General features: G+C 61.6%; 20 protein-coding genes. 13 read left to right on the top strand and 7 right to left on the bottom strand.

Features of this window, described 5'->3' with window-relative positions; translation table 11 throughout:
• Positions 1-243, top strand: a 243-nt coding sequence (locus J2X43_RS27880; RefSeq protein ID WP_310300307.1) for an integrase core domain-containing protein, incomplete at its 5' end; no start/stop codon positions are given.
• On the opposite strand, the gene J2X43_RS31160 is transcribed toward J2X43_RS27880, so the two are convergent.
• The 3 genes from J2X43_RS31160 to J2X43_RS27870 all read right to left on the bottom strand — a co-directional run bounded on the left by J2X43_RS31160 (position 190) and on the right by J2X43_RS27870 (position 4779).
• Complete coding sequence (locus J2X43_RS31160; RefSeq protein ID WP_405049652.1) at positions 190-582, bottom strand: SEC-C metal-binding domain-containing protein; 393 nt, start codon at positions 580-582, stop codon at positions 190-192. The two genes, J2X43_RS27880 and J2X43_RS31160, sit on opposite strands and share 54 nt — an antisense overlap.
• A gap of 75 nt (positions 583-657) precedes the next feature.
• Entirely contained in the window at positions 658-3585 is a 2928-nt protein-coding gene (uvrB, locus tag J2X43_RS27875) for an excinuclease ABC subunit UvrB (RefSeq protein ID WP_310300304.1), read from the bottom strand.
• Positions 3586-3735: 150 nt separating this feature from the next.
• Positions 3736-4779: a class I SAM-dependent methyltransferase gene (locus tag J2X43_RS27870; RefSeq protein WP_112387148.1), complete on the bottom strand. Its 1044-nt coding sequence runs from the start codon at positions 4777-4779 to the stop codon at positions 3736-3738.
• Positions 4780-5097: 318 nt separating this feature from the next.
• On the opposite strand from J2X43_RS27870, the gene J2X43_RS27865 reads away from it, so the two are divergent.
• Positions 5098-7098: an EAL domain-containing protein gene (locus J2X43_RS27865; protein ID WP_112387149.1), complete on the top strand. Its 2001-nt coding sequence runs from the start codon at positions 5098-5100 to the stop codon at positions 7096-7098.
• A gap of 172 nt (positions 7099-7270) precedes the next feature.
• A complete protein-coding gene (locus tag J2X43_RS27860; RefSeq protein WP_310300297.1) occupies positions 7271-8521 on the top strand; it encodes an MFS transporter in 1251 nt (416 codons plus the stop codon).
• A 321-nt stretch (positions 8522-8842) separates the two neighbouring features.
• Here the strand turns inward: J2X43_RS27860 and J2X43_RS27855 are convergent, their stop codons facing one another.
• The gene (locus tag J2X43_RS27855) at positions 8843-10099 is read right to left on the bottom strand and encodes an MFS transporter (protein WP_310300295.1); all 1257 of its coding nucleotides are present in this window, start codon (positions 10097-10099) and stop codon (positions 8843-8845) included.
• A 224-nt stretch (positions 10100-10323) separates the two neighbouring features.
• Between J2X43_RS27855 and J2X43_RS27850 the strand changes: the two genes are divergently transcribed.
• Together J2X43_RS27850 and J2X43_RS27845 are read left to right on the top strand one after the other, a co-directional pair.
• Complete coding sequence (locus tag J2X43_RS27850) at positions 10324-10677, top strand: DMT family protein (RefSeq protein WP_112387466.1); 354 nt, start codon at positions 10324-10326, stop codon at positions 10675-10677.
• A 197-nt stretch (positions 10678-10874) separates the two neighbouring features.
• On the top strand, positions 10875-11324 hold the full coding sequence (locus J2X43_RS27845; RefSeq protein ID WP_310300290.1) for a phage regulatory CII family protein: 450 nt from the start codon (positions 10875-10877) through the stop codon (positions 11322-11324).
• 1 nt (position 11325) lies between these two features.
• On the opposite strand, the gene J2X43_RS27840 is transcribed toward J2X43_RS27845, so the two are convergent.
• Positions 11326-11544, bottom strand: coding sequence for a hypothetical protein (locus J2X43_RS27840; RefSeq protein ID WP_310300287.1), 219 nt, complete (start codon positions 11542-11544; stop codon positions 11326-11328).
• Positions 11545-11737: 193 nt separating this feature from the next.
• Between J2X43_RS27840 and J2X43_RS27835 the strand changes: the two genes are divergently transcribed.
• The 3 genes from J2X43_RS27835 to J2X43_RS27825 all read left to right on the top strand — a co-directional run bounded on the left by J2X43_RS27835 (position 11738) and on the right by J2X43_RS27825 (position 14759).
• Positions 11738-11974, top strand: a complete 237-nt coding sequence (locus tag J2X43_RS27835; RefSeq protein WP_112516029.1) for a hypothetical protein — start codon at positions 11738-11740, stop codon at positions 11972-11974.
• Between the two features lie 80 nt (positions 11975-12054).
• The gene (locus J2X43_RS27830) at positions 12055-13575 is read left to right on the top strand and encodes a DUF1800 domain-containing protein (protein ID WP_310300282.1); all 1521 of its coding nucleotides are present in this window, start codon (positions 12055-12057) and stop codon (positions 13573-13575) included.
• Between the two features lie 11 nt (positions 13576-13586).
• On the top strand, positions 13587-14759 hold the full coding sequence (locus tag J2X43_RS27825) for a DUF1501 domain-containing protein (RefSeq protein ID WP_310300279.1): 1173 nt from the start codon (positions 13587-13589) through the stop codon (positions 14757-14759).
• Positions 14760-14770: 11 nt separating this feature from the next.
• On the opposite strand, the gene J2X43_RS27820 is transcribed toward J2X43_RS27825, so the two are convergent.
• Positions 14771-15157, bottom strand: coding sequence for an acyl-CoA thioesterase (locus J2X43_RS27820; protein WP_112516033.1), 387 nt, complete (start codon positions 15155-15157; stop codon positions 14771-14773).
• Positions 15158-15724: 567 nt separating this feature from the next.
• On the opposite strand from J2X43_RS27820, the gene J2X43_RS27815 reads away from it, so the two are divergent.
• From J2X43_RS27815 to J2X43_RS27795, 5 genes are all read left to right on the top strand, one after another.
• Complete coding sequence (locus J2X43_RS27815) at positions 15725-17545, top strand: methyl-accepting chemotaxis protein (RefSeq protein ID WP_310300274.1); 1821 nt, start codon at positions 15725-15727, stop codon at positions 17543-17545.
• Positions 17546-17670: 125 nt separating this feature from the next.
• Complete coding sequence (locus J2X43_RS27810) at positions 17671-18960, top strand: extensin family protein (protein ID WP_405049651.1); 1290 nt, start codon at positions 17671-17673, stop codon at positions 18958-18960.
• Between the two features lie 65 nt (positions 18961-19025).
• Positions 19026-19274: a hypothetical protein gene (locus J2X43_RS27805; protein ID WP_310300272.1), complete on the top strand. Its 249-nt coding sequence runs from the start codon at positions 19026-19028 to the stop codon at positions 19272-19274.
• 386 nt (positions 19275-19660) lie between these two features.
• A complete protein-coding gene (locus J2X43_RS27800) occupies positions 19661-20587 on the top strand; it encodes an ABC transporter ATP-binding protein (protein WP_310300270.1) in 927 nt (308 codons plus the stop codon).
• The gene (locus J2X43_RS27795) at positions 20584-21345 is read left to right on the top strand and encodes an ABC transporter permease (RefSeq protein WP_112387159.1); all 762 of its coding nucleotides are present in this window, start codon (positions 20584-20586) and stop codon (positions 21343-21345) included. Before J2X43_RS27800 ends, J2X43_RS27795 begins: the two co-directional genes overlap by 4 nt.
• Before the next feature lie 7 nt (positions 21346-21352).
• On the opposite strand, the gene J2X43_RS27790 is transcribed toward J2X43_RS27795, so the two are convergent.
• The gene (locus J2X43_RS27790) at positions 21353-21967 is read right to left on the bottom strand and encodes a TetR/AcrR family transcriptional regulator C-terminal domain-containing protein (RefSeq protein ID WP_310300266.1); all 615 of its coding nucleotides are present in this window, start codon (positions 21965-21967) and stop codon (positions 21353-21355) included.
• Between the last annotated feature and the right edge of the window lie 45 nt (positions 21968-22012).

Raw genomic sequence — 22012 nt, 5'->3', positions numbered from 1 at the left:
TTTGCCCAAGCCCTCAACCTGATCCCATGCTTCACGCCCGTGGCCAGCCCACAATCGAACGGCATGTCTGAAGCCTTCGTCAAAACCTTGAAGCGAGACTACATACGCATCTCATCCACTCCGGACGCCGACACAGCTCTCCGGAAGATCGACGGATGGATTGAAGACTATAATGAAATCCATCCACACTCAGCGCTGAAAATGGCCTCCCCAAGGGAGTTCATCAAAGCATTGTCTCAATAGCTGAGCTGTCCGGCGAAATGGGGGGCACTCCATATTGGATTTTCTCATTGCTTTCTTAGTATGTTTTAAAAGAGTGCTTGGCTTAACTTCAGATCTATTCCAAATTAGCGGATCTGATTTATAAGGTGATCTTCCGAATATCCGTTTGAATTCTTTTCGGCTATTTTCGAGCTGTTCTGAAAAATTTGGAGTTAGAGGAACCTCGAAGGAAATTTCTCCATGCTCATTCTCGAAGTATTTCTTCTTTGTCTTCTTGTGACAGTTTTTGTAAGTTTCGCCAGATCCGCAGGGACATAGTGTGTTTGCTCGTAACTCGCGCTTTGTAACTTTCTTCGCCAAGACACACCTGTATTTGCAAGGAATTCCGAACTTTTCCTAGAAGTTACTATCTAAGGTGATCGTCACCACCAGACGTCACCGCCCCGGCCGTCCCGTCTTGCCCTTTGTCCGGCTCTTCCGCTTCTGCTCGCCCGGATCCTCGTAGCTGCCGACACCCGTCTTGCCGCGCACCAGCGGGCGGACGTCATGGTTCGAGACGGCCCTTTGGGCCTCCTCACCATGAGGAGTGCGCTCCGCTTGCCCTTCGAGCAGGGGCGAGAAGCGCTTGGTGCTCTTTGATGCATCCGGCTTTTCCGGCAGCTTGCCGCTGACCGGTTTTTCGGTGCGGCCGACGGTCATTTCGTCGAGGTCGTTGCGGCGGAAGAGGGAGGTTGGAGCAAGATCGCCCCCCTCTGGCCTGCCGGCCATCTCCCCCACGGGTGGGGAGATTGGCTGGGCGCGATCGCTCGCCCCGCTTTCCAGCTTTGGCGCCGTAGACCGCAGCCTCGCAGCATCCCGCTTGCCGGCTTCCATCGACTTGGCTTCCTCGCGGGCCATCGGGTCGTCCATGACGGCGAGTTCGGCGGCCTTGAGGCGTTTGATTTCGTCGCGCAGGCGGGCGGCCTTTTCGAAGTCGAGGTCGGCGGCGGCGTCGCGCATGCTCTTTTCCAGCGCGTTGAGATGGGCCTGCAGGTTGTTGCCGACGAGGTTGCCGCCATCGGCGAAGCCCTTGCCGTTGACGCCTGAAATATCGGCGCGGACGTGGTCGCGTTCGTAGACGCTGTCGAGGATGTCGGAGATCTTCGCCTTCACCGACTCAGGGGTGATGCCGTGTTCGGCATTGTAGGCCATTTGTTTTTCGCGGCGGCGAGTGGTTTCCTCCATCGCCCGCTTCATCGAGCCGGTGATGTTGTCGGCATAGAGGATGACCTTGCCATCGACGTTACGCGCGGCGCGGCCGATGGTCTGCACCAGCGAGGTCTCGGAACGCAGAAAACCTTCCTTGTCGGCGTCGAGGATGGCGACGAAGCCGCATTCGGGAATGTCGAGGCCTTCGCGCAGGAGGTTGATGCCGACCAGCACGTCGAAGGCGCCGAGGCGCAGATCGCGGATGATCTCGATGCGTTCGAGCGTGTCGATGTCGGAGTGCATGTAGCGGACGCGCACGCCCTGTTCATGCAGATATTCGGTCAGGTCCTCGGCCATGCGCTTGGTCAGCACGGTGCAGAGCGTGCGGTAGCCCTTGGCGGCGGTCTCGCGGATTTCGCCGAGCACGTCGTCCACCTGGGAGCGGGCGGAACGGACTTCGACGGGCGGATCGATCAGGCCGGTCGGGCGGATGACCTGTTCGGCGAAGACGCCGCCGGACTGTTCCATTTCCCAGCCGCCCGGGGTCGCCGAGACGGCGATGGTGTCGGGGCGCATCGCGTCCCATTCCTCGAAGCGGAGCGGGCGGTTGTCCATGCAGGAGGGCAGGCGGAAGCCGTATTCGGCCAGCGTCGCCTTGCGCCGGAAGTCGCCCCGGTACATGCCGCCGATCTGCGGCACGGTGACATGGCTCTCGTCGATGAAGACGATGGCGTTGTCGGGGATGTATTCGAATAGCGTCGGCGGCGGGTCGCCGGGATCGCGGCCGGTCAGGTAGCGCGAATAGTTCTCGATGCCCTGGCAGGAGCCGGTGGCCTCCAGCATCTCGATATCGTAGCGGGTGCGCTGCTCCAGGCGCTGGGCCTCCAGCAGGCGGCCGGCCTTTTCGAGCTCGGCGAGACGGAGCTTCAGCTCCTCCTTGATCGACTTGATGGCGCCGTTCAGCGTCGGGCGCGGCGTGACATAGTGCGAGTTGGCGTAGATCTTCACCGATTTCAGGTCGCCGGTCTTGGCGCCGGTCAGCGGGTCGAACTCGGTGATGGCGTCGATCTCGTCGCCGAACATCGAGATGCGCCAGGCCGCGTCTTCCAGGTGGGCCGGGAAGATTTCGATCGTGTCGCCGCGGACGCGAAACGAGCCGCGGGTGAAATCCATGTCGCGGCGCTTGTATTGCTGGGCGACGAGGTCGGCCAGCAGCTGACGCTGATCCAGGCGGTCGCCGACCGCCATCTGGAAGGTCATGGCGGTGTAGGTCTCGACCGAGCCGATACCGTAGATGCAGGAGACCGAGGCGACGATGATGCAGTCGTCGCGCTCCAGCAGCGAGCGGGTCGCCGAGTGGCGCATGCGGTCGATCTGCTCGTTGATCGACGATTCCTTCTCGATATAGGTGTCGGAGCGCGGGACGTAGGCTTCCGGCTGGTAATAGTCGTAGTAGGAGACGAAATATTCGACGGCGTTATCCGGGAAGAAGTTCTTGAATTCGGAATAGAGCTGGGCGGCCAGCGTCTTGTTCGGCGCCAGGATGACGGCGGGGCGCTGCGTCGCCTCGATCACCTTGGCCATGGTGAAGGTCTTGCCGGAACCGGTGACGCCGAGCAGCACCTGGCTGCGGTCGCCATTCTCCAGGCCTTCGACGAGGTCGCGGATCGCCGTCGGCTGGTCGCCGGCGGGGCTGTATTCGGAGTCCATGCGGATGGTGATGCCGCCTTCCGACTTGTCGGGTCTTGCTGGGCGGTGCGGCGTCCAGATCTTGCCGTTCTTGTGCAGCGGATTGCCTGACTCGATCAGCGCTGACAGCGCCTCGACGGTGGCGGTCACCGCGGTGCCTGCCTGCAGCGAGGCGGCCTCTTCCAGCGTCGTGTCCATGCCGGCGACGGGATTGAGACCGGCGGCGGCACGGGTCTTCGGGTCGGTGGAGCCGCCCATCGACGTGCCGCGCGCCGATTTCGACGCGGCAATCTCCACCTTCTTGCGGTGTTTGCCGGCTTTCGAGGCGATCTGGCGCTGGGTCTCGACGGAGGATGCTTCCGCATCGGCCTCCAGCTGCTTCACCCAATCGGCGACGGAACCCTCGAGCGGGGCGCCTTCGAAAGACGACTGGGGAGCTTCCTCGAAACCATTCGGGGCGGGGGATTTCTTCGTCGGTTTTGCCATGGCCGGAATATGGAGAGAGTCAGCGCGAAAGTGAAGAGGCAAAGGGTACAAAAGGGAAACGAATGAATCGTTCGGATTCGGTGAATAATGGCGCCAAAAAGAAAACTGGCCGGGTCGCCCCGGCCGGCTTTGTCATTCTCTTGAAATGTCTCAGCCGCGCTTCTTGATGACGCCGTAGACGATGTTGCGGTTCTTGCCGAAGAAGACCTTGGATTCGCAATCCTGGCCCGCCGTCGCCTCGTGGATGATCTTCCACATGTCGGCTTCCGAACGGAGCAGCAGCGCCCAGTTCATGAAGGTCTCGATATAGCCGTCGACGAGGATCGGGTAGGAATAGTTGGCGAACAGGAAGGTGCCGCCCGGCTTGACCATCTCCAGGCAACGCTGCGTCAGCTTGATGGCAACGCGATCGACCAGATAGTCGTAGAGGCCGGAGGCATAGACGAGGTCGAAAGTGCCGGGGTTGGAGCGGCGCATCAGCAGTTCGCGCACCGAACCATCGATCGCTTCGACGGCCGTGCCCTGGAAATCACGGGCGATGGTGCCGATGCTGATCGGATCCTGGTCGAGAGCAACCCAGCGCTTCAGCGCCTTCTGCTTCATCGCTTCGGAATAGGCGGCTTCGCGCAGGTGACCGGCGGCGACGCTGAGCACTTCCGTGCCCGGGCCGCGTTCGGCGGCAACTTCATCGACCTGGCGGGCGAGGATGTCGCGGCGGTCCCAGTTGGCCTGCGAGGAGGGCGCGGTGCTGGTATATTCGAACAGCGCCTTGCCAAGATCGGAGGCGGCCGCGACCTTATCCATCACGCTTTCGTGGCGGTAGATGAAGTCGAGCAGGGTGGCATCGCCGGAATAACCGCGCGGCTTGTCCCACGACCACTTGGTCAGCGGATCCTCGAGGAAATAGCTGGTGACGGCGTGATTCTGGATCAGCGGCACCAGTTCCTGCCAGACGCGCGGATGAATGCGGGCGCGCATCTCATGCAGCGAAATCGTGACGCGATCGATAATCTTCGTCGGGTCTTCGGATTTGGCAAACTGCTGGCGGGCCAGTTCGAGCAGCAGGGCGACTTCACCCTTGCTGATGGCCAGATGCTCTTCGAATCGGTCGCTCTTCGGCGCTTCGAGCTCGGTCGCTATGGCTTTGGGCGTAATAAGGCTATGGCCGTCGAAATCCATCTTGGGCTGGGTCACGCGATACGTCCTCTAATCAATTGGGGTTATATTACCGGGTCACACCTGTACCGTTTTGGGCGTTACCTTGAATTGTATATTAGCGAGAAACTTTTCATTAACCATTGAAATCCATAAACATGATTAACGGCGCCGGTCTGCCGCTCATTTAGCAAGCTTTAATCGAGCCCCTGTATTTTGGTGGTATTAGATTGCCGGTGTTGCCGTGCTTCCTCATCAGAAGGGGCTAAGCGAACCGCACGAATGCGTCAGTCAATTCCGCCCGGAGTATCAGCGGAGAGCTCTGGCGAAGCGTAGTACGGAGCGGTGGAACAGTGCATGAAGCACGAAATTGCCTATGCGGCAGAGATCGATCTTGAACCGAAGTTGCTGCGGCCGACGCCGGGCGAACTGCGGGATCTCTATCGCATCGAGGGGGAAGCTGAACGAAAGATGGCGACACGGCAGGGGCTGTGGATCGCTGTTATCGTCTATATCCTGTTTTCCGCCACCGACCTGCTGCTGATCCCCGATGTTGCCGCCTTCACGATTCTGGCCCGCGTCAGCGTCGGCAGCTTCGCGCTGCTGTTCCTGGAAGCCGAAGTCTATCTGAAGAAAAGCATCCAGTGGCTCGACCGCACCAGTGCGCTGGCGCTGGTGCTGGGCTTCGCGATCTGGTGCTTTCCGGCCGTCCGCACCGTCCATGCCGACAGCCTTTCCTATTACATGATCTTCGGCGCCATCTTCATGATGGGCGCCAACCAGTTCTTCAATTTCCGGTTCGGCCTTTCGGTTCTGGCCTCCAGCGCGGTGCTGGTGACCTTCCTGATCTCGCTGCTGTTCTTCTGGCCGACGAGCGTCTACGCCATGGCCTTCGGCATGTTCTACGTGTCGTGCTTCGTCTTCACCTCCTATGTGAACTGGAAGCTGAACCACGAGCGCTATCACGTCTTCCTCAATGCGCTTGAAGCCAGGATGCAGCAGAAAGAAGCGACGGATCGCGGCGAGGCGCTGCTTCGCATGTCGAACACCGATTACCTGACCGGTCTCGAAAACCGCCGGGCCGTGGACCAGCGGCTGCGCGACTACTGGAAGGAATGGCAGCGCAAGGGCGTCGGCTTCACCGCCATCCTCGTCGATGTCGATTTCTTCAAGAAGTTCAATGACGGCTACGGTCATCAGGAAGGCGACCGCTGCCTCATTCATGTTGCGCGCACCATCAAGGACGCGATCGAGCCCTATGGCGCGTCGATCGGCCGTTACGGCGGCGAGGAATTCATCGTGCTGGCGCAGTTCGACGAGGTCGCGCGTGTCACCGATCTGGCCGAATGCATTCGCGATACGGTCGAACAGATGGGTTTGATCCACGAGGAGCGCCGCGACGGCACCTCGATCGTCACCGTCAGCGTCGGCGCGGCCTATACGCGTGACCAGAGCGGCAAGCTTGAAAAGATCATCCACGAGGCTGACCGGGCGCTCTACAGCGCCAAGGCGGCCGGTCGAAACTGCGCCCGCCTGTTCGATCCGAACGATCCGTTCAGCAGCGACGAGAGCGAGAATATCGCGGCCCTGCTCAGGATTGCCGTGGCGCAGGATCTGCTGTCGCTGGTCTATCAGCCGATCGAGGATATCCGCACCGGCCGCCGCGATGCGGTCGAAGCGCTGATGCGTTTGAAGACGCTGGATGGCAGCTCGATCCCGCCGAGCCTGTTCATACCGATTGCCGAGCGTACCGGCATGATCCTCGAGCTTGGCCGCTGGGTCATCCAGACGGCTTGCCGCGAGGTTCTGGCTCCGAACCTGGCACAAATCGCCAGCGTGAACGTTTCGCCGATCCAGCTGCGCATGCCGGGCTTTGCTGCCAGCGTTGCCGCCGTGCTCTATGAGACCGGCGTTGCCGGTAACCGCCTTGCCTTCGAAATCACCGAAGGCCAGGAAATGGAAATGCATGCAGACGTTCTGAAGTGCATCAGCGATCTGAAGACGCTGGGCATCAAGATCTGGCTCGACGATTTCGGCACCGGTTTTGCCGGCCTCTCCTGGCTGCGCCTCATTGATTTCGACACCGTCAAGATCGACCGCTCGTTCCTGCATGGCAGCGCCACGCCGCGCGGCAAGGCGATGCTCGAAGACATCGTCGGGCTGATCCGCAACCGCGGACCGAAGATCCTCGTTGAGGGCGTGGAGACGGCGGATCAGCTGTCGCTGCTGCGCCAGCTCAGGATCGATTATGCGCAGGGCTATCATCTCGGACGCCCGGCGCCGGTTCAGGCAATCGATTCCACGCCCGCAAAGCCGAGCCGTCCGGCGCTCGTCGCATCCCGGCCAGCCGGCCGCTAAGGCCTGCTGACGCCAGCCAAAATGCCGCAGTCAGCTTGGGGAACAATGTCAGCAGCGCTGACGTTGTGATCCGCTGTCTTCAAACAGCGCTCCCGCCCGCTTCCAGGGCACTCTTTCCGACGGCATCCGGAATTGCCCCGCCTCGCCGCCGTTTTCGGATGGAGGACAACAGATGTCCGCATTGGCAAGTCTGCGTGCACTTACACCGCAGCAGCGCAATACGCTGATCGCCAGCTATCTCGGCTGGACCCTCGATGCCTTCGATTTCTTCATTCTCGTCTTCGTTCTCAAACATATTGCCGAAGAATTTCACACCGACGTTCCGGCCGTCTCGGCGGCAATCTTCCTCACGCTGGCGATGCGCGCGGTCGGTGCTCTGGTCTTCGGGCTGGCGGCAGACCGGTTCGGCCGCCGCGTCACCCTGATGGCGGATGTGCTGCTCTATTCGATCTTCGAGTTCCTGACCGGCTTTTCGACCGGGCTGACGATGTTCCTGATCCTTCGGGCGCTGTACGGCATCGCCATGGGCGGGGAATGGGGCGTCGGCGCCTCGCTTGTCATGGAAACGGTGCCAGACGAATCCCGTGGGATCGTTTCGGGTATCCTGCAGGCAGGCTATCCTTCCGGCTATCTGCTGGCGTCGATCGTCTTCTTCCTGCTGTTTCCGGTTATCGGCTGGCGCGGCATGTTCTTCGTCGGCGCGCTGCCGGCGCTGCTGGTGCTCTATATCCGCCGTAGCGTCGAGGAGAGCCCGGCCTTTCTGCGAAGGCAGCGGGAAGGGCGCAGGCCGTTCCTGACGATCCTGCGTGAAAACGTGCCGCTGTTCATCTGGTCGGTGCTGCTGATGACTGCGTTCAATTTCCTCAGCCATGGCACACAGGATATCTATCCGACCTTCATGGAAACCCAGCGCGGCTATGACAGCTACACGACCGGGGCGATCGCCATCGTCTACAATATCGGGGCGATCTGCGGCGGATTGTTCTTCGGTGCGCTGTCGCAGCGGATCGGTCGCAAGAAGGCGATCGTTATCGCGGCGCTGCTGGCGATCCCCGTGGCACCGCTATGGGTCTACGCGCCCGGGCCGGTGCTGCTGGCGATTGGCGCTTTCCTGATGCAGTTTTTCGTCCAGGGCGCCTGGGGTATCGTGCCTGTGCATCTCAACGAGCTATCGCCGGACGAAGTGCGCGGCACATTCCCCGGCTTTGCCTACCAGCTCGGCAATCTGCTGGCCTCGGGCAATGCAACGATGCAGGCGGGCCTGGCCGCCCATTGGAACGGCGACTATGCGACGGCGCTTCTCGTCGTCGCGGCGATTGTCGCCGCCGTCGTCGCGCTGCTTGCGGGCTTCGGCTACGAGAAAAAGGATGTGCGCTTTGGCGCGGCGAAGGCCGAGACGCCAGAAGGTGCATTCCGGGCCTGAGTAACTGCGGCGGACGCGAGTCGTCCGCCGCCGATCTTCGCCGACTGTAGTCTTTTCTTAACCAGCGTCTTCTAATCTTCCCTTGCGGTGGTCAGGTATTGCGTTCCACTGCGACTTTTTATGATGCGGTTTACATGATGGCCGGCATCGTGAAGGCGATAAATTTCGCCGCTATCTTTCCCGATGAATTCTTGCTGACCAGCGGGCATGCCGTTTCTGCACTGTTTCCAATGCGGCGTACGGGACGAAGCCGGCGAGCTTTCTCGATTGCGAAGTCGACGGGTCATTTTAAACGAGTTGAGTACAATCAGATGTGGCGATCTAGAGGGCCGCGGTGGTCGCGGCTGGCGCGGGTGTCCGGGCCTTCGGGCGCTCCGGCACGATCGCCCGCCTCCCATACCAGAACACCCCGATGGCGGCGATGGCTGCGGCGCCGTGGATCCAGTAGGCGAGCGCATAGCCGCCTTCCTTGGTCAGCCAGCCGGCAACGATATTGCTGAGGGATGCGCCGATACCCTGGACGGTCATGACGGCGGCGAGGCCGGCGTTGAAGCGCCCGGTGCCGGAGAGGATGCGCTCGGCGGCAAGCGGCGTGGCGATGCCGATCAGTCCGGCGCCGACGCCGTCGAGGAACTGCACCGGATAGATCGCTGCGAAGTTGCCGAAGCTTCCGGCGATGGCGCCGCGCAGCGGCAGGGCGCAGAGCGCTATGATGAAGACGAGCGCGAGGCCGAAGCGCCGGATCAGGAAAGGTGCGGCCAGCGCCATGGCGATCATCGACAGTTGAGAGACGCCGGTGACAATTGCCGTCGTGCGGAAGGGGGTGCCGAGCTGGATCGAAAAATCCTGGGCGATCAGGCGGCTCATCGGCGCATTGCCGAAATGGAAGATCAGCAGCGTTACAGCGAGCAGGATGAGGCCGCGCGAGCTGGCAATGATCGAATAGCCCGACGGGCCGGGCGTGCCGTCGTCGTGGGCAAGACCGCGCGCGACGGCGTTGTCGATGCTGCGCGGATCGATCGCCAGCGTGGCGCCGATCGTGGCGATCGCCGTCGCAATCATCAGCCAGATGATGCCGTTGAGCCCGAAAAGCAGAGTGGCGAGATAGACACCGGCCAGCGAGACAACATTGCCGGCATGGTTCCAGAATTCGTTGCGCGCCACCTGATCCGGAAAGGCTGCCTCGCCAACGAGACCGAGCGTCAGGCCCATCAGCGCCGGGCCGATCACGGCGCCAACGATTGCGGTGGCCGACTGGCCGCCGAAGACGGACGCATTTCCGGGGCTGGCCAGCGTCCAGAGCGCAGCTGCGGTGACCAGGACGACCGGGATGATGATCAGCAGCCGTTTGTGTGGCGAGGCATCGACCAAGGCGCCGAACAACGGCGTGGCGATCAGTCCGAGGATGCCGCCGAGCGTTGCGACAATGCCGAGCGTCATCGGCGACCAGCCATGCGTGGCGAGGAAGCCGTCGAGGAATGGCCCCAGTCCGTCGCGGGCGTCGGCGAGAAAGAAATTGAGCGTCGCCAGCGCGACCAGCGAGCGGCGGCTGAGGGCGGATTGTTGCGGCGATGGCATCTCTGCTCTTCCTTCAGGACGGAGGTGTCCTGAAGGTGGCTCCGCGGTTTGCGGGCCGCTTCCGGCGCTCGCCATGAACGGCGGCCCGGATCAAAAGTTCCGAGCCTGCGGCAGGGCCGCTTCGATTTTCTTCAAATGCGCCCAATGGGTTCCGCGGGGCTTGAAGAGCGTGAATTTCGGGATACATGCTGGCGCCAGCAGTCACGCCTTCCAAGGATTCTCATATGCCGTTTTCGCTGAGCCCCGCCGCCGTCTGGCCGGTCATCATGCTTTTTGCCTCCAACATCTTCATGACCTTTGCCTGGTACGGGCATCTGAAGCACAAGAGCAGCGCCATTTTCCTGGCCATTCTTGCCAGCTGGGGCATTGCCTTCTTCGAATATTGCCTCGCCGTTCCCGCCAACCGGATGGGCTCGGAGGTCTATTCGACGGCGCAGCTGAAGACGATGCAGGAGGTGATCACGCTGATCGTTTTCGCCGGCTTCTCGATCTTCTGGCTCGGCGAAAACCTGACCTGGAACCATGCGATCGGCTTCGCGCTCATCGCGCTCGGCGCGTCCTTCATCTTCCGCGGATGAGGATGCGGCCGCCCGCGATGCGGCGTAAGCGGACGGGCGGCCTTCGCCGCGACCGGGGTGGTGATCGCAGCGCGCCGGTTGCCTAGCCGGCTGCGCATGCGAGTTCCATCAAATCGGCGCCGTCTTTTCAACGGCACGTTGCCACTTGCCATTGTCTTCCGCTGCATGGACACTCTTACCCATAGAGGGAGTGGACCATGGCAGAGCGCGGCCGCGAGTTTGCAGATATCGCCTATACCATCCTCGTCGTCGAAAAGAAGCCGGGTATCGAGGCGGTGGCCGTGGCGCTCGGCATGACCTATGCCGTCTTGCATTCAAGGCTGATTAACCGGACCTGCTTTTCGGCCGACGAAATCAATGCCCTGGTGCGGGCGGTACCGGATGTGCGGCTCGTCAATTGCCTGCTGAAGGAAACGGGTTTCGTGGCGGCCGATCGTCCAGTGCCTGATGGCCAGCCGGCCGAGACGGTCGGCCTCCAGCGCATCGCGACGCGGGTGGTTGTCGACGCAACCGGCATCCTGGAGCTTGTCGATGCTGCACTCGCCGGGGGCGGAATGGATCACAGACGGGAAGCGCTCGTGCGCAACGAGATCAGCGAGACTGAGCGGTCGCTTGCCACCCTGCGGCTGCGGATCGCCGAGGCGTGATTCAGCGGACGCGGCGGAGCTTGTCCAGCCAGTCATCGCCCTCTGCCCGCAACGCCTCCATCTCGGCCGAAATGTCGCCGTGGCGTTGCTCCAGCAGGCTCTTGCGCGCCGGCGTGCCGCCCTTGCGAAGCTTGGACTCTATGGCAAGAAGCTGGAGCTTGTAGAGGTTAAGCGTGCGCACGACGCGCATATATTCGCTGAGAGGATTGGGATCTGGCATCGACTGTCGGCTGGCTGGATCTACGTTTCAAACGCGCAGCCCCTATCGCGCCGGACACAACCGCGACATCAAAACGCGTGGTGTTTTTCAACGGCGAGGTGGTGGCCGCATGACGGCCGGTAACATCGAGTGACCGGCCGTCGGGGAACGGGTGGAGGCGTTCTGCGTTGGTTTCCAGAACCGGAGATCAATAATGCAGAAGAACAAACCACTCGTCGAAGTCGTCGTATCCACCGCCGAAGGCAAGGTGCCGATGGGCATCATGAACACGGAGCAGGCGCTGGCTCTGCCCGATGATATCGATGCCAAGGTCTCGCATCCCGATCATAAGGCAGGCGAGACGGATGTGTATATTCCGATCGAGGAGCTGGAGCAGCATGCTGCTGCGTCTGTCGGTTCAGCGGGCCGAAAACCTAATAATTACAAATAGTCCATGTCTGCAATCTGCCTGAATGCAGTCGCATTTGGTTGAGACCTTGTCACCACCAGGTGATGATGAGGTGATCGGCCATGAGCGTGTCATTTCAGACGATGGCGGCTATCCGTTTCGGTTACGGCTTCCGGCCCGGCGAGTCTGGGCCGCAGGATATCCAGGCGCTTCTCGGCCAGCTGAAGACCGGGGCGCAAAACCCGCCGTCTTTTCCGGCCGGCGGCACTGATGCATGTCGCCAGCGGCTGACGTCGCTTCAGGATCAACTGAAGACGATGCGTCAGGACGCCAAGGCTGGCGGCGACGAGGGCGAGCGCCGCGAGCGCCGCGACCGGCGCCGCGAGCTGCAACGGCAAGTGCAGCGCGGGTTCCAGCGGGATGCCAATCAGCGGCTGATGCAGTCCGTGCTTTCGGCCAACGGCTTCTACGAGCGGCTGGCGGCGTTCTGGACCAACCACTTCTCGACCAGTGCCAACAAGAGCCTGCCGATGCGGATGATCGTGCCGCTCTACGAGGCCGAGGCGATCCGTCCGAATCTCGGCGGCTCGTTCCGCGATCTCTTGCGGGCGGCGACCGAGCATCCGGCGATGTTGATCTATCTCGATCAGGCACAGTCTCAGGGGCCGGATTCGCCCGGCGGGATACGGCAGAGGAAAGGCCTCAACGAAAATCTCGGGCGCGAACTGCTGGAACTCCACACACTCGGCGCAGGCAGCGGCTATACGCAGGCCGACGTGCGGGGCGCCGCCATGGTGCTGACTGGACTTACCGTGGATCGTGACGATGTGGATACCGTCTTTCGTCCGCGTCTTTCCGAGCCCGGACAGCATAGCGTGCTTGGCATCGGCTATGGCGGTGAACGGCGAACGCGCAAGGACTACCTCGCGATGCTGGATGACCTCGCGGCGCATCCGAAGACGGCGGAGCACATCTGTCGCAAGCTTTGCATCCATTTCATCTCCGATCAGCCGCCGCCCGAGATGATCTCGGCGATGGCGGATGTCTGGAAACGCGCAGACGGCGATCTGACGGCTGTCTATGGCGCGATGCTCGATCACCCGTCCGCCTGGCGCGACGAAGGCTCGAAGGCGCGCCAGCCTTTCGATTTCGTGGTTGCCGGGCTGCGGGCGCTGAATGCCGGGAGCTTCATGGAAGCCAATCAGGATGATGACGGCGATGCCGATACTGCGATGGCCGCACCGCCTGCGGAGATGGCTGGCGGCGATGCGGTGAAGAGCGTGGCGCCTGCCGATCCCGCCGGTAAAGAGGCGATCAAGCGGCGCAAGGCGTCTCAAACCGCCAGAGCTTTGGGGCAGGGTGCGTTGCGCCGCATGGGCCAACCGGTCTGGTTGCCGCCGAGCCCCGCAGGCTTCGAGGAGACGTTCGGCGCCTGGATCACCGCAAGCCAGCTTGCCGAGCGGCTCGCCTGGGCGCGGCGGGCTTCGGCGCAATTCGGCAAGGATGAGGATCCTCGCGAATTCCTGAGGGCAACGCTTGGCGATGCGGCGCGCGACGAGACGATCCGGGTTGTTTCGCAGGCGCCGAGCAAGATCAGCGGGTTGACGCTGGTTCTTGCCTCCCCCGAATTCAACCGCCGATAAGGAGACCGGCCATGACAGAGTTTCTGCTTTCCCGCCGCGGTTTTCTGGCCTCCGCCTGCTGTCTCGCCGCTGCCCCGGTTTTCACGCCCGTCACCTTCGCCGCTATGCCGGGCGACAACAGGTTCGTCACCATCGTGCTGCGCGGCGCCATGGATGGCCTCGATCTGGTGCAGCCCTATGGCGATCCGGGATTTGCGGCTTTCCGGCCAACGCTGGCGCTGACGCCGGACAACGGGCTCATCGATCTCGACGGTCATTTCGGCCTCAATCCGGCGGGCGCGGATCTTCTGCCATTGTGGAAATCGAAGGAGCTGGCCTTCGTCCATGCGGTCTCGACGCCCTATCGCGGCCAGCGCAGCCATTTCGACGGGCAGGATATGCTGGAATCGGGCGGCGAGCATGTGGCTGAAGAAAAGACGGGCTGGCTCAACAGGGCGCTTGCCGTCATCCCGCGCTCGGATGCGCGCAAGGCGATCGATGTGAACACATCGACGGAGCTGATCCTTTCAGGTCCGAACAATGTCGATGTGTGGGCATCGGATTCCAATCTCGGCACCGCCAAGGACGAAATGCAGTTTCTGATGCGGCTCTATGCCGGAGACCCCGCCTTTGCGAAGGCGATGGAGGAGGCGACTCGGGCCAATGGCGCGGCGATGATTGCCGAACCGGACGGCAAGCGAGGCGAGAAGATCGCCGATGTCGCCGCACTTGCTGGCAACATGCTAAAGGGCGACTACCGGATCGCCAGTTTCTCGATAACCGGCTGGGATACGCATGTCGGGCAAGCCGCGCAGTTCAAGCGGCCGGTTCAGGATCTGGCGGAAGCGATCAATACACTGAAAACCACGCTAGGCGCTGATATCTGGTCGAAGACGGTCGTCCTTGCGATGACCGAGTTCGGCCGCACCGTCCGCCAGAACGGATCGGGCGGCACGGATCATGGGACGGGCGGTTGCGCGCTGCTTGCGGGCGGAGCTATCAACGGCGGCTGTATCCTCGGTAAATGGCCGGGCATCGGCGATGCCCAATTGCTCGACGATCGCGATCTGATGCCGACGGCCGATGTCCGGGAAATCGCTGCGGCGATGCTTTACCGGCAGTTCGATGTTACTGCCGAAGACCTGACGGCGAAGATCTTTCCTGGGTTGAGTTTTGACAAGGGCTCGCAGTTCCTGCGAGCCTGATGAGAGCCAAGTCACTCGGCAGGGACAGGCTTCGGCGCTCCATTCTCGTCCAGCGCCACCATGATGAAGGTACCGGCGGTGACTTTCTCCATCTTGTTGTAGCGCGATCGGTGCGCCCAGGCCTCGACGCAGAGGGTGATCGAGGTGCGGCCGACGCGGTCGATGTCGGTATAGACGGAGAGAGTATCGCCGATCTTGACCGGCAGTTCGAAAGCCATTTCCTTGACGGCGGCGGTGACGACGCGGCCGCGGGCGCGCTCGGCGGCGCGGATGCCACTTGCCAAGTCCATCTGCGCCATGACCCAGCCGCCGAAAATATCCCCCGCCGGATTGGCGTCGCCGGGCATGGCGAGCGTGCGGAGGGTCAGTTCACCTTTCGGCTTCGGGCTGTCGTTCATCATCAAGTCCTTGTCATGTCACGGAGAGTGAAGATGGCAGGCTTGACCGCCGGATGGCAAGGGCAATGCGGTGGTTATGCAGGGAGGGATTCTCAGAGACGGCCGAGCGTGAAGAAGAGTGCGGCCCAGAAGAGCGCCGAAAGCTCGGCGGCTACCAGAAAACCGATTGCGCGTTGCGTCATGGGAGCTCCCCCTCGTGGTTAAAAGGGGCTCGCGACCCCAGACGCGAGCCCCAATCCCTTCGTGTCCGCCAAGACGCGTTAGGATGGCGAGCGAAATACTCAAAATGGGGGAGGCGCGGTATCGTAAGATCTTGGGATCCCACGGCTGGAACAGTGCTCCGCGTGTCTCCCACGGCTGACCGGACAATTTTTATTCTTGGTAGCCCGCAAAAAATTCGCTGAGCTTAAATATAATAGAATTCATATATTTATCTCTTGCGTGGCGGTTCAGGGAGGTTATTTCCGTTACGTTATGTGAAGCCGAGCTAATAATGCTTCACTGGCCGGTAAGACATGCCCTGCAGAATTTGCGCCGATCATCAGTGCGTGAATGCGAGGGGACTTCGTGCGCAATACAAAGATTTCGACCCGTCTGTACGGGCTTGTCGGGCTTACACTGGCGATTTTCGTCGGCGTGATGGCTTTCTTCCTGAACTATTCCTACTCGGAGCTTGAGGCCGAGCGGAAAGCCGGTCTGGCGCAGATGGATGCGACGGCCATCAACATCATGAAGAAATACTACAAGATGGAGCAGGACGGCACGCTGACGCGCGAGCAGGCGCAGACGGCGGTCAAGGACGTCATCGCCTCCATGCGCTACGGCGACAGCGGCTATTTCTGGATCAACGACATGCATCCGACGATGGTGATGCATCCGATCAAGCCGGAGCTTAATGGCACCGACCTGTCGCAGAACAAGGATCCGAACGGCAAGTTCCTGTTCGTCGAGTTCGTCAATACGGTCAAGGCGCATGGCCAGGGCTTCGTCGATTACTACTGGCCCAAGCCGGGCGCCGAGCAGCCGGTTCTGAAATACTCGCATGTCGCCGGCTTCGAGCCCTGGGGCTGGGTTGTCGGCACCGGCGTCTATGGCGACGACCTTGCCGCGCTCTACCGCCAGAACGCACTCTGGGCCGCGCTGCTCTGTGGTGCGGGCGCCATCGTCACCCTGCTCATTGCCTATGCGATCGTCCGCAGCGTCACCGGTCCGGTTGCGCGTATCGGTGCTGCGATGCATGCCATTGCTGCCGACGACTCCGCTGCGGCAGTCGTCGACAGCGAACGCCGCGACGAGATCGGCCACATGGCCAAGGCTCTGCTTGTCCTGCGGGACTCGATGATCGAGCGTAGCGAGATGCGATCACGCGAGGATTCCCGTCAGCGCGAGCTGGATGGTGAGCGACGCAGCAGCGAGCAGCGGATGCGCAGCTCCGCCGAACGCCAGAACCACGCGATGATGGCGCTCGGCCAGGGGCTGGAGCGGCTCGCGGCCGGCGATCTGACGGTTACGGTCGGCGATCTCGGCGAGGAATATGCCAAGCTGCGTTCGGACTTCAATGCGGCTGCCGGTGCACTCAGCAGCGTCATCCAGGCGATTTCGGAATCGAGCCATATTGTCAACGACAGCGCCGCCAATATCAGCGAAGCGACCAACAATCTTTCGAAGCGTACCGAGCAGCAAGCGGCCGCTCTGGAAGAAACGGCGGCTGCGCTCGATGAGATCACCGCGACCGTCCGCACGGCCTCCGAGCGGGCGACGGAAGCGCGCGAGATGGTGTCCGAGACCAAGACCAGCGCCGGCAAGTCGGGCGAGATCGTCCGCAATGCCGTTGCGGCGATGAGCCGGATCGAGGATTCGTCCAGCCGTATCGGCCAGATCATCGGCGTCATCGACGAGATCGCCTTCCAGACCAACCTTCTGGCGCTCAATGCAGGCGTCGAGGCGGCGCGTGCGGGCGAGGCCGGCCGCGGTTTTGCCGTCGTCGCGCAGGAAGTCCGCGAGCTGGCGCAGCGCTCGGCCAACGCCGCCAAGGAGATAAAGACCCTGATCAGCAATTCGGCTGCCGAAGTCGGCAACGGCGTGTCGCTGGTTCGCTCGACCGGCGACGCGCTTGTCGAGATCGAGGCGCTGGTCAACAAGGTCAATGACCACGTGAATTCGATTGCCACTGCGGCACGCGAACAGGCAACCGGGCTGCAGGAGATCAACACCTCTGTCAATCACATGGATCAGATGACGCAGCAGAACGCGGCGATGGTCGAGGAGACGACCGCAGCCAGCCAGACGCTGGCCGCCGAGAGCAATCAGTTGCGCACCCTGCTTTCCAATTTCCGTCTCGGCCAGAGCCAGGCGACGGCGCCGCGCGCCTATAACCGGGCGGCCTGATAACATCCGGGAAAGGCGGGAAACCGCCTTTTCCACCAGGGGTAAGCTTTCCTTCACCAGTTTTATTTAAATTTGATTTGAATTCTTCAGGTTGCAAGCAGGGCTGCGGGGCGATGGAGGGTATTGTGTCTGTCTCTCTTCTGCGGCGTATCGTGCTGACCACGCTGGTTTCCACGGCGCTCACGACCTGTTCCATCAGTGACGGCCTCGTGCCGCCTGCCAATGTCGATCGCGGAACCAAAGTCAGCTCCATTTCTCCGCCAAGACAGTCCGCCATGCGCATGGCACCGATGGAAACGGCGCAGTCCTATCCCGCTTCGGCGCCCGTCTCACGCGCCGGCGGATCGGTCGATTATCTCGATACGCCAAACCTTGCAGGCGAGGGACGTTCCGCCAGCGATGCCGTTCCGGCGCCCGGCCGCAAGCTGCCGATGATCGATAGTGACGAGGCGCTTGCCCAGCAACAGGTGCCGCGCTCTCAGAATGAGCCCGGCAACTGGGGCGGCACGCGCCAGCTTTCGGTTCCTGAGGGCGGCGTCAACATGGATTCCGAACTCGGCGCCGAACCGGTCGTCGGTCTTGCCCAGGAGCAACAGCAGCAGATCGCCGAAGGCGAAACGGCCGAGCCCGTTGTCGATGGCATCGGCACAGATGCGCCTGTTCAGACCAACCAGCGCCGTATGCCGCGCCCGGCCGCGCAGGCCGAGATGAACCAGGCCGCCGTCTGGAATGATGGCAGCGCAGTCGTGGCCCCGCAGCGCGTTCCCGAAGAGGACGAGAGCCAGGAAGTGGCGATGCTGCGGCCGAATGATCCGATGATGAGCACGCCGGCCATGCCTGCCGATCCCAGCGTGATGCCGGCCTCGGAGCTTTCCTGCCGCCGCGAACTGAAGCGCATGGGCGTGGTCTTCACCGACAAGCCGGCGATCTCCAATGGTCCCGCCTGCCAGGTGCCTTACCCAATCTCCTTGCAGGGGCTTTCCGGCAATATCGGCGTCCGGCCTGCTGTGACGCTGAACTGCCAGGTGACGCTCGCCTTCGCCAAGTGGGTGAAGAACGAGCTCGCGCCCTCGGCACGCTTTCGCTACTGGTCGGGCATCAAGACGATCGAGCCGCTCGGCGGTTATTCCTGCCGGCGCATGAACAACAGCCGGCAGAAGTACAATCCGATGTCGGAGCATGCGCATGGCAATGCGATCGATGTCGGCAAGTTCGTGCTGAAGAACGGCCACGAGATCGATATCCGCAAGAAGGGGCTCTTCTCCTTCCGCGAAGGGCGGCTGCTGAAAGCCGTGCGCAGCGACAGCTGCAAGTATTTCAACACGGTGCTTGGCCCCGGCAGCAACCCCGAACACTGGAATCATTTCCACTTCGATCTGAGAGACCGCAAGAGCGGCCGGGTCTATTGCAGCTAGCGTACCTTCTTGGCGCATGCCGGGGAATCTGATCTGACGGGCACTCCTGGAAGAGGAGAGCAGAGATGGCAGACCGCAGACGCCCGAATTTCGTCATGCTTTTTCTTGTGGTGGTGATTGCCGCAGCCGCCGTTTTCGGTGGGCGCTGGTATTTCTATGTCGCCTATGCGAGCGATCCCTTCGACGAGGTCGGGATCAGCCTCAACACGATGATGCCGGGACCCATCCGCGAGATCGGCTGCGGCATGCTGAAGAGCCGTTTCGAAGGCAAGACGTTGCCGCCTTATGGCTGCGGCCTCAACGGACAGTGGTGAGCGTTCAAAAAGAAAGCCGGCGAAACGCCGGCTCAGACTGACCGGTCTTCAGGGGAAATCGACCGGATTCTAAAAGTGTTCGTGCTTACGGCGGCATTTCTCTACAAATAGAGGCAGCGGAAATATGGGCGTAACGAGCGCCCGTTGACGGTTCCGCAAAGGGATGGGCGGCGGGGCGGAAACCGTTGCTTGCCTCTGTGGCGGTTATCCTCCGCGAAGATCACCGGTTGATGACAAGGGCGGTGGAAAGACGATTTTCCGCTGGCCGCCTTTCTTCGCGCCACTATGGCTGGCCCGCTGAATAGTGTGTTCACGGGGTACGGGATGTCAAAGTGTCACAAAGGGGCTATATAGCGGCCCAATAAGAGGAAACATCCAAAAGCCGCATGACACCCATCATTTCGATCCGCAATCTCACCAAGCATTATGCCAATGGATTTGAAGCGCTGAAGGGCATCGATCTAGATGTCGAGAAGGGCGAAATCCTGGCGCTGCTCGGCCCCAATGGCGCAGGCAAGACGACGATGATCTCGATCGTCTGCGGCATCGTCAATCCGAGCGGCGGCGAGGTGCTCGTCGGCGGCCACGACGTGGTCAAGGATTTCCGCGCGACGCGGACGATGATCGGCCTTGTTCCGCAGGAGCTGACGACCGACCAGTTCGAGACCGTCTGGAACACGGTGAGCTTCTCACGCGGTCTGCACGGCAAGAAGCCGAATCCGGCGCATATCGAGAAGGTGCTGCGCGACCTGTCTCTCTGGGACAAGAAGGACAACACGCTGCGGCAGCTTTCCGGCGGCATGAAGCGGCGTGTGCTGATCGCCAAGGCGCTGAGCCATGAGCCGGAAATCCTCTTCCTCGACGAGCCGACGGCCGGTGTCGATGTGACGCTGCGCAAGGACATGTGGCGCGTCGTCGAGCAGCTGCGCGCCTCGGGCGTCACGATCATTCTGACGACCCACTATATCGAAGAGGCCGAAGAGATCGCCGATCGCGTCGGCGTCATCAACGGTGGCAAGCTGCTGCTCGTCGAAGACAAGGCGGCGCTGATGGCCAAGCTCGGCCGCAAGCAGCTGATCCTCGAACTCACCGAGCCGCTTGAAAAGCTGCCGGAGCATTTTGCCGGAAACGGCCTGTCGCTGGAACAGGGCGGCACGCGGCTGGTCTACAATTTCGATGCGCATAACGAGCAGGAAAGCATTGCGGCGCTTCTGACCCGGCTTTCAGCAGAAAACATCCATTTCAAGGATCTCTCGACGCGGCAAAGCTCGCTCGAGGATATCTTCGTGGCACTCGTGGGAGGCGCCAAATGAATATCGAAGCCGTCAAATCCATCTATTTCTTCGAGATGGCCCGTACGCGCCGTACGCTGCTGCAGAGCGTCGTGTCGCCTGTCATCTCGACCTCGCTCTATTTCATCGTCTTCGGCGCCGCCGTTGGTTCGCGCATCCAGACGGTGGAAGGTGTCTCCTACGGCGCTTTCATCACCCCCGGCCTGATCATGCTGACGCTGCTCGGCCAGTGCATCAGCAACGGTTCCTTCGGCATCTACTTTCCGAAATTCACCGGGACGATCTACGAGGTGCTGTCGGCGCCTGTTGCGATGACCGAAATCCTGCTCGGCTATGTCGGGGCGGCGGCCACCAAGGGATTGCTGATCGGGTTGATCATCCTGCTGACGGCCAATGCCTTCGTGGAGGTCCGCATCGAGCATCCCTTCATGATGATGCTGTTCTTCCTGCTGACGGCGATCACCTTCAGCCTGTTCGGCTTCATGATCGGTATCTGGGCCGGCAATTTCGAGCAGCTGAACCTGATCCCGATGCTGGTGGTCCCGCCGCTGACCTTCCTCGGCGGCAGCTTCTATTCGATCAACATGCTGCCGCCCTTCTGGCAGGCGGTCAGCCACTTCAATCCGGTACTTTATCTCGTCAGCGGTTTTCGCTGGAGCTTCTACGGGATCGCCGACGTCAATCCGTTGATCAGCCTCGGAATGATCACGCTGTTCCTGGCGATCTGCCTTGGCACACTCGGCTGGATGTTCAGGACCGGTTACCGGCTGAGAAACTGACGCCGGATCAAGCCTGTCGCTTTGCCAGGCGCATCGCCGCGGCCTCGATCATCAGGGTGACACCGGCCTCGAAGAAAATCTCGGGGCCGCTGTCACGGTAGTGCAGAACGGCGCGGCTCGTCAGCGGATAATCGGCGGCTGCCTCGTCAAGCTGCTTCGCGTTGGGCTGCGGCTCCGCCTGCTCTTCGATCACGCAGCCGAGCGTATAGCGCCCGAGGGCGACGAGAAGCTCCATCGCTGTCTCCGGCGTCATCCCGGCATCCACGAGCAGGCCGATCTGAGTTTCGACCTTGGCAAGATCCTGCGGGTCGGCCTCCGTTCCTGCATGCACGCGCCCGCCATCACGATAGGCAAGCAGCGCGTTGCGAAAGCTGCGGCAGTTGGCGAGCAGATAGGCGCTCCACACGTCTCCGGGTTTTGGTGCCGCATGCGTATGCCCGCGTCTCAGAATCTCGGCATTCATCGCGTCGATCAGCGCGCGCTTGCCCTTGAAATGCCAATAAAGTGCTGGCTGGCGGATGCCGAGGCGCTCGGCCAGCGCACGGGTGGAGAGTGCGTCCAATCCCGCTTCGTTCAAAAGCAGAAGCGCCTCATCGACGATACGCTGGCGGTCGATCTTCATCTCGTTGGCAATCCTAGTTGCGTTTTCACCTTATCAGCGATAAGT

This window comes from Rhizobium sp. BE258, from assembly GCF_031457345.1.
Classification (GTDB): Bacteria; Pseudomonadota; Alphaproteobacteria; order Rhizobiales; family Rhizobiaceae; genus Rhizobium.
This window is presented reverse-complemented; position numbering and strand designations above follow the sequence as displayed.

Excerpts from the sequence above, each read along its gene's own strand:
- J2X43_RS27865 (WP_112387149.1), top strand. The coding sequence starts at position 5,098 with ATGAAGCACGAAATTGCCTATGCGGCAGAGATCGATCTTGAACCGAAG.
- J2X43_RS27855 (WP_310300295.1), bottom strand. The coding sequence starts at position 10,099 with ATGCCATCGCCGCAACAATCCGCCCTCAGCCGCCGCTCGCTGGTCGCG.
- J2X43_RS27795 (WP_112387159.1), top strand. The coding sequence starts at position 20,584 with ATGAATATCGAAGCCGTCAAATCCATCTATTTCTTCGAGATGGCCCGT.
- J2X43_RS27825 (WP_310300279.1), top strand. The coding sequence starts at position 13,587 with ATGACAGAGTTTCTGCTTTCCCGCCGCGGTTTTCTGGCCTCCGCCTGC.
- J2X43_RS27820 (WP_112516033.1), bottom strand. The coding sequence starts at position 15,157 with ATGAACGACAGCCCGAAGCCGAAAGGTGAACTGACCCTCCGCACGCTC.
- J2X43_RS27845 (WP_310300290.1), top strand. The coding sequence starts at position 10,875 with ATGGCAGAGCGCGGCCGCGAGTTTGCAGATATCGCCTATACCATCCTC.
- J2X43_RS27840 (WP_310300287.1), bottom strand. The coding sequence starts at position 11,544 with ATGCCAGATCCCAATCCTCTCAGCGAATATATGCGCGTCGTGCGCACG.
- J2X43_RS27790 (WP_310300266.1), bottom strand. The coding sequence starts at position 21,967 with ATGAAGATCGACCGCCAGCGTATCGTCGATGAGGCGCTTCTGCTTTTG.
- J2X43_RS27800 (WP_310300270.1), top strand. The coding sequence starts at position 19,661 with ATGACACCCATCATTTCGATCCGCAATCTCACCAAGCATTATGCCAAT.
- J2X43_RS27805 (WP_310300272.1), top strand. The coding sequence starts at position 19,026 with ATGGCAGACCGCAGACGCCCGAATTTCGTCATGCTTTTTCTTGTGGTG.
- J2X43_RS27835 (WP_112516029.1), top strand. The coding sequence starts at position 11,738 with ATGCAGAAGAACAAACCACTCGTCGAAGTCGTCGTATCCACCGCCGAA.
- J2X43_RS27850 (WP_112387466.1), top strand. The coding sequence starts at position 10,324 with ATGCCGTTTTCGCTGAGCCCCGCCGCCGTCTGGCCGGTCATCATGCTT.
- uvrB (WP_310300304.1), bottom strand. The coding sequence starts at position 3,585 with ATGGCAAAACCGACGAAGAAATCCCCCGCCCCGAATGGTTTCGAGGAA.
- J2X43_RS27860 (WP_310300297.1), top strand. The coding sequence starts at position 7,271 with ATGTCCGCATTGGCAAGTCTGCGTGCACTTACACCGCAGCAGCGCAAT.
- J2X43_RS27830 (WP_310300282.1), top strand. The coding sequence starts at position 12,055 with ATGAGCGTGTCATTTCAGACGATGGCGGCTATCCGTTTCGGTTACGGC.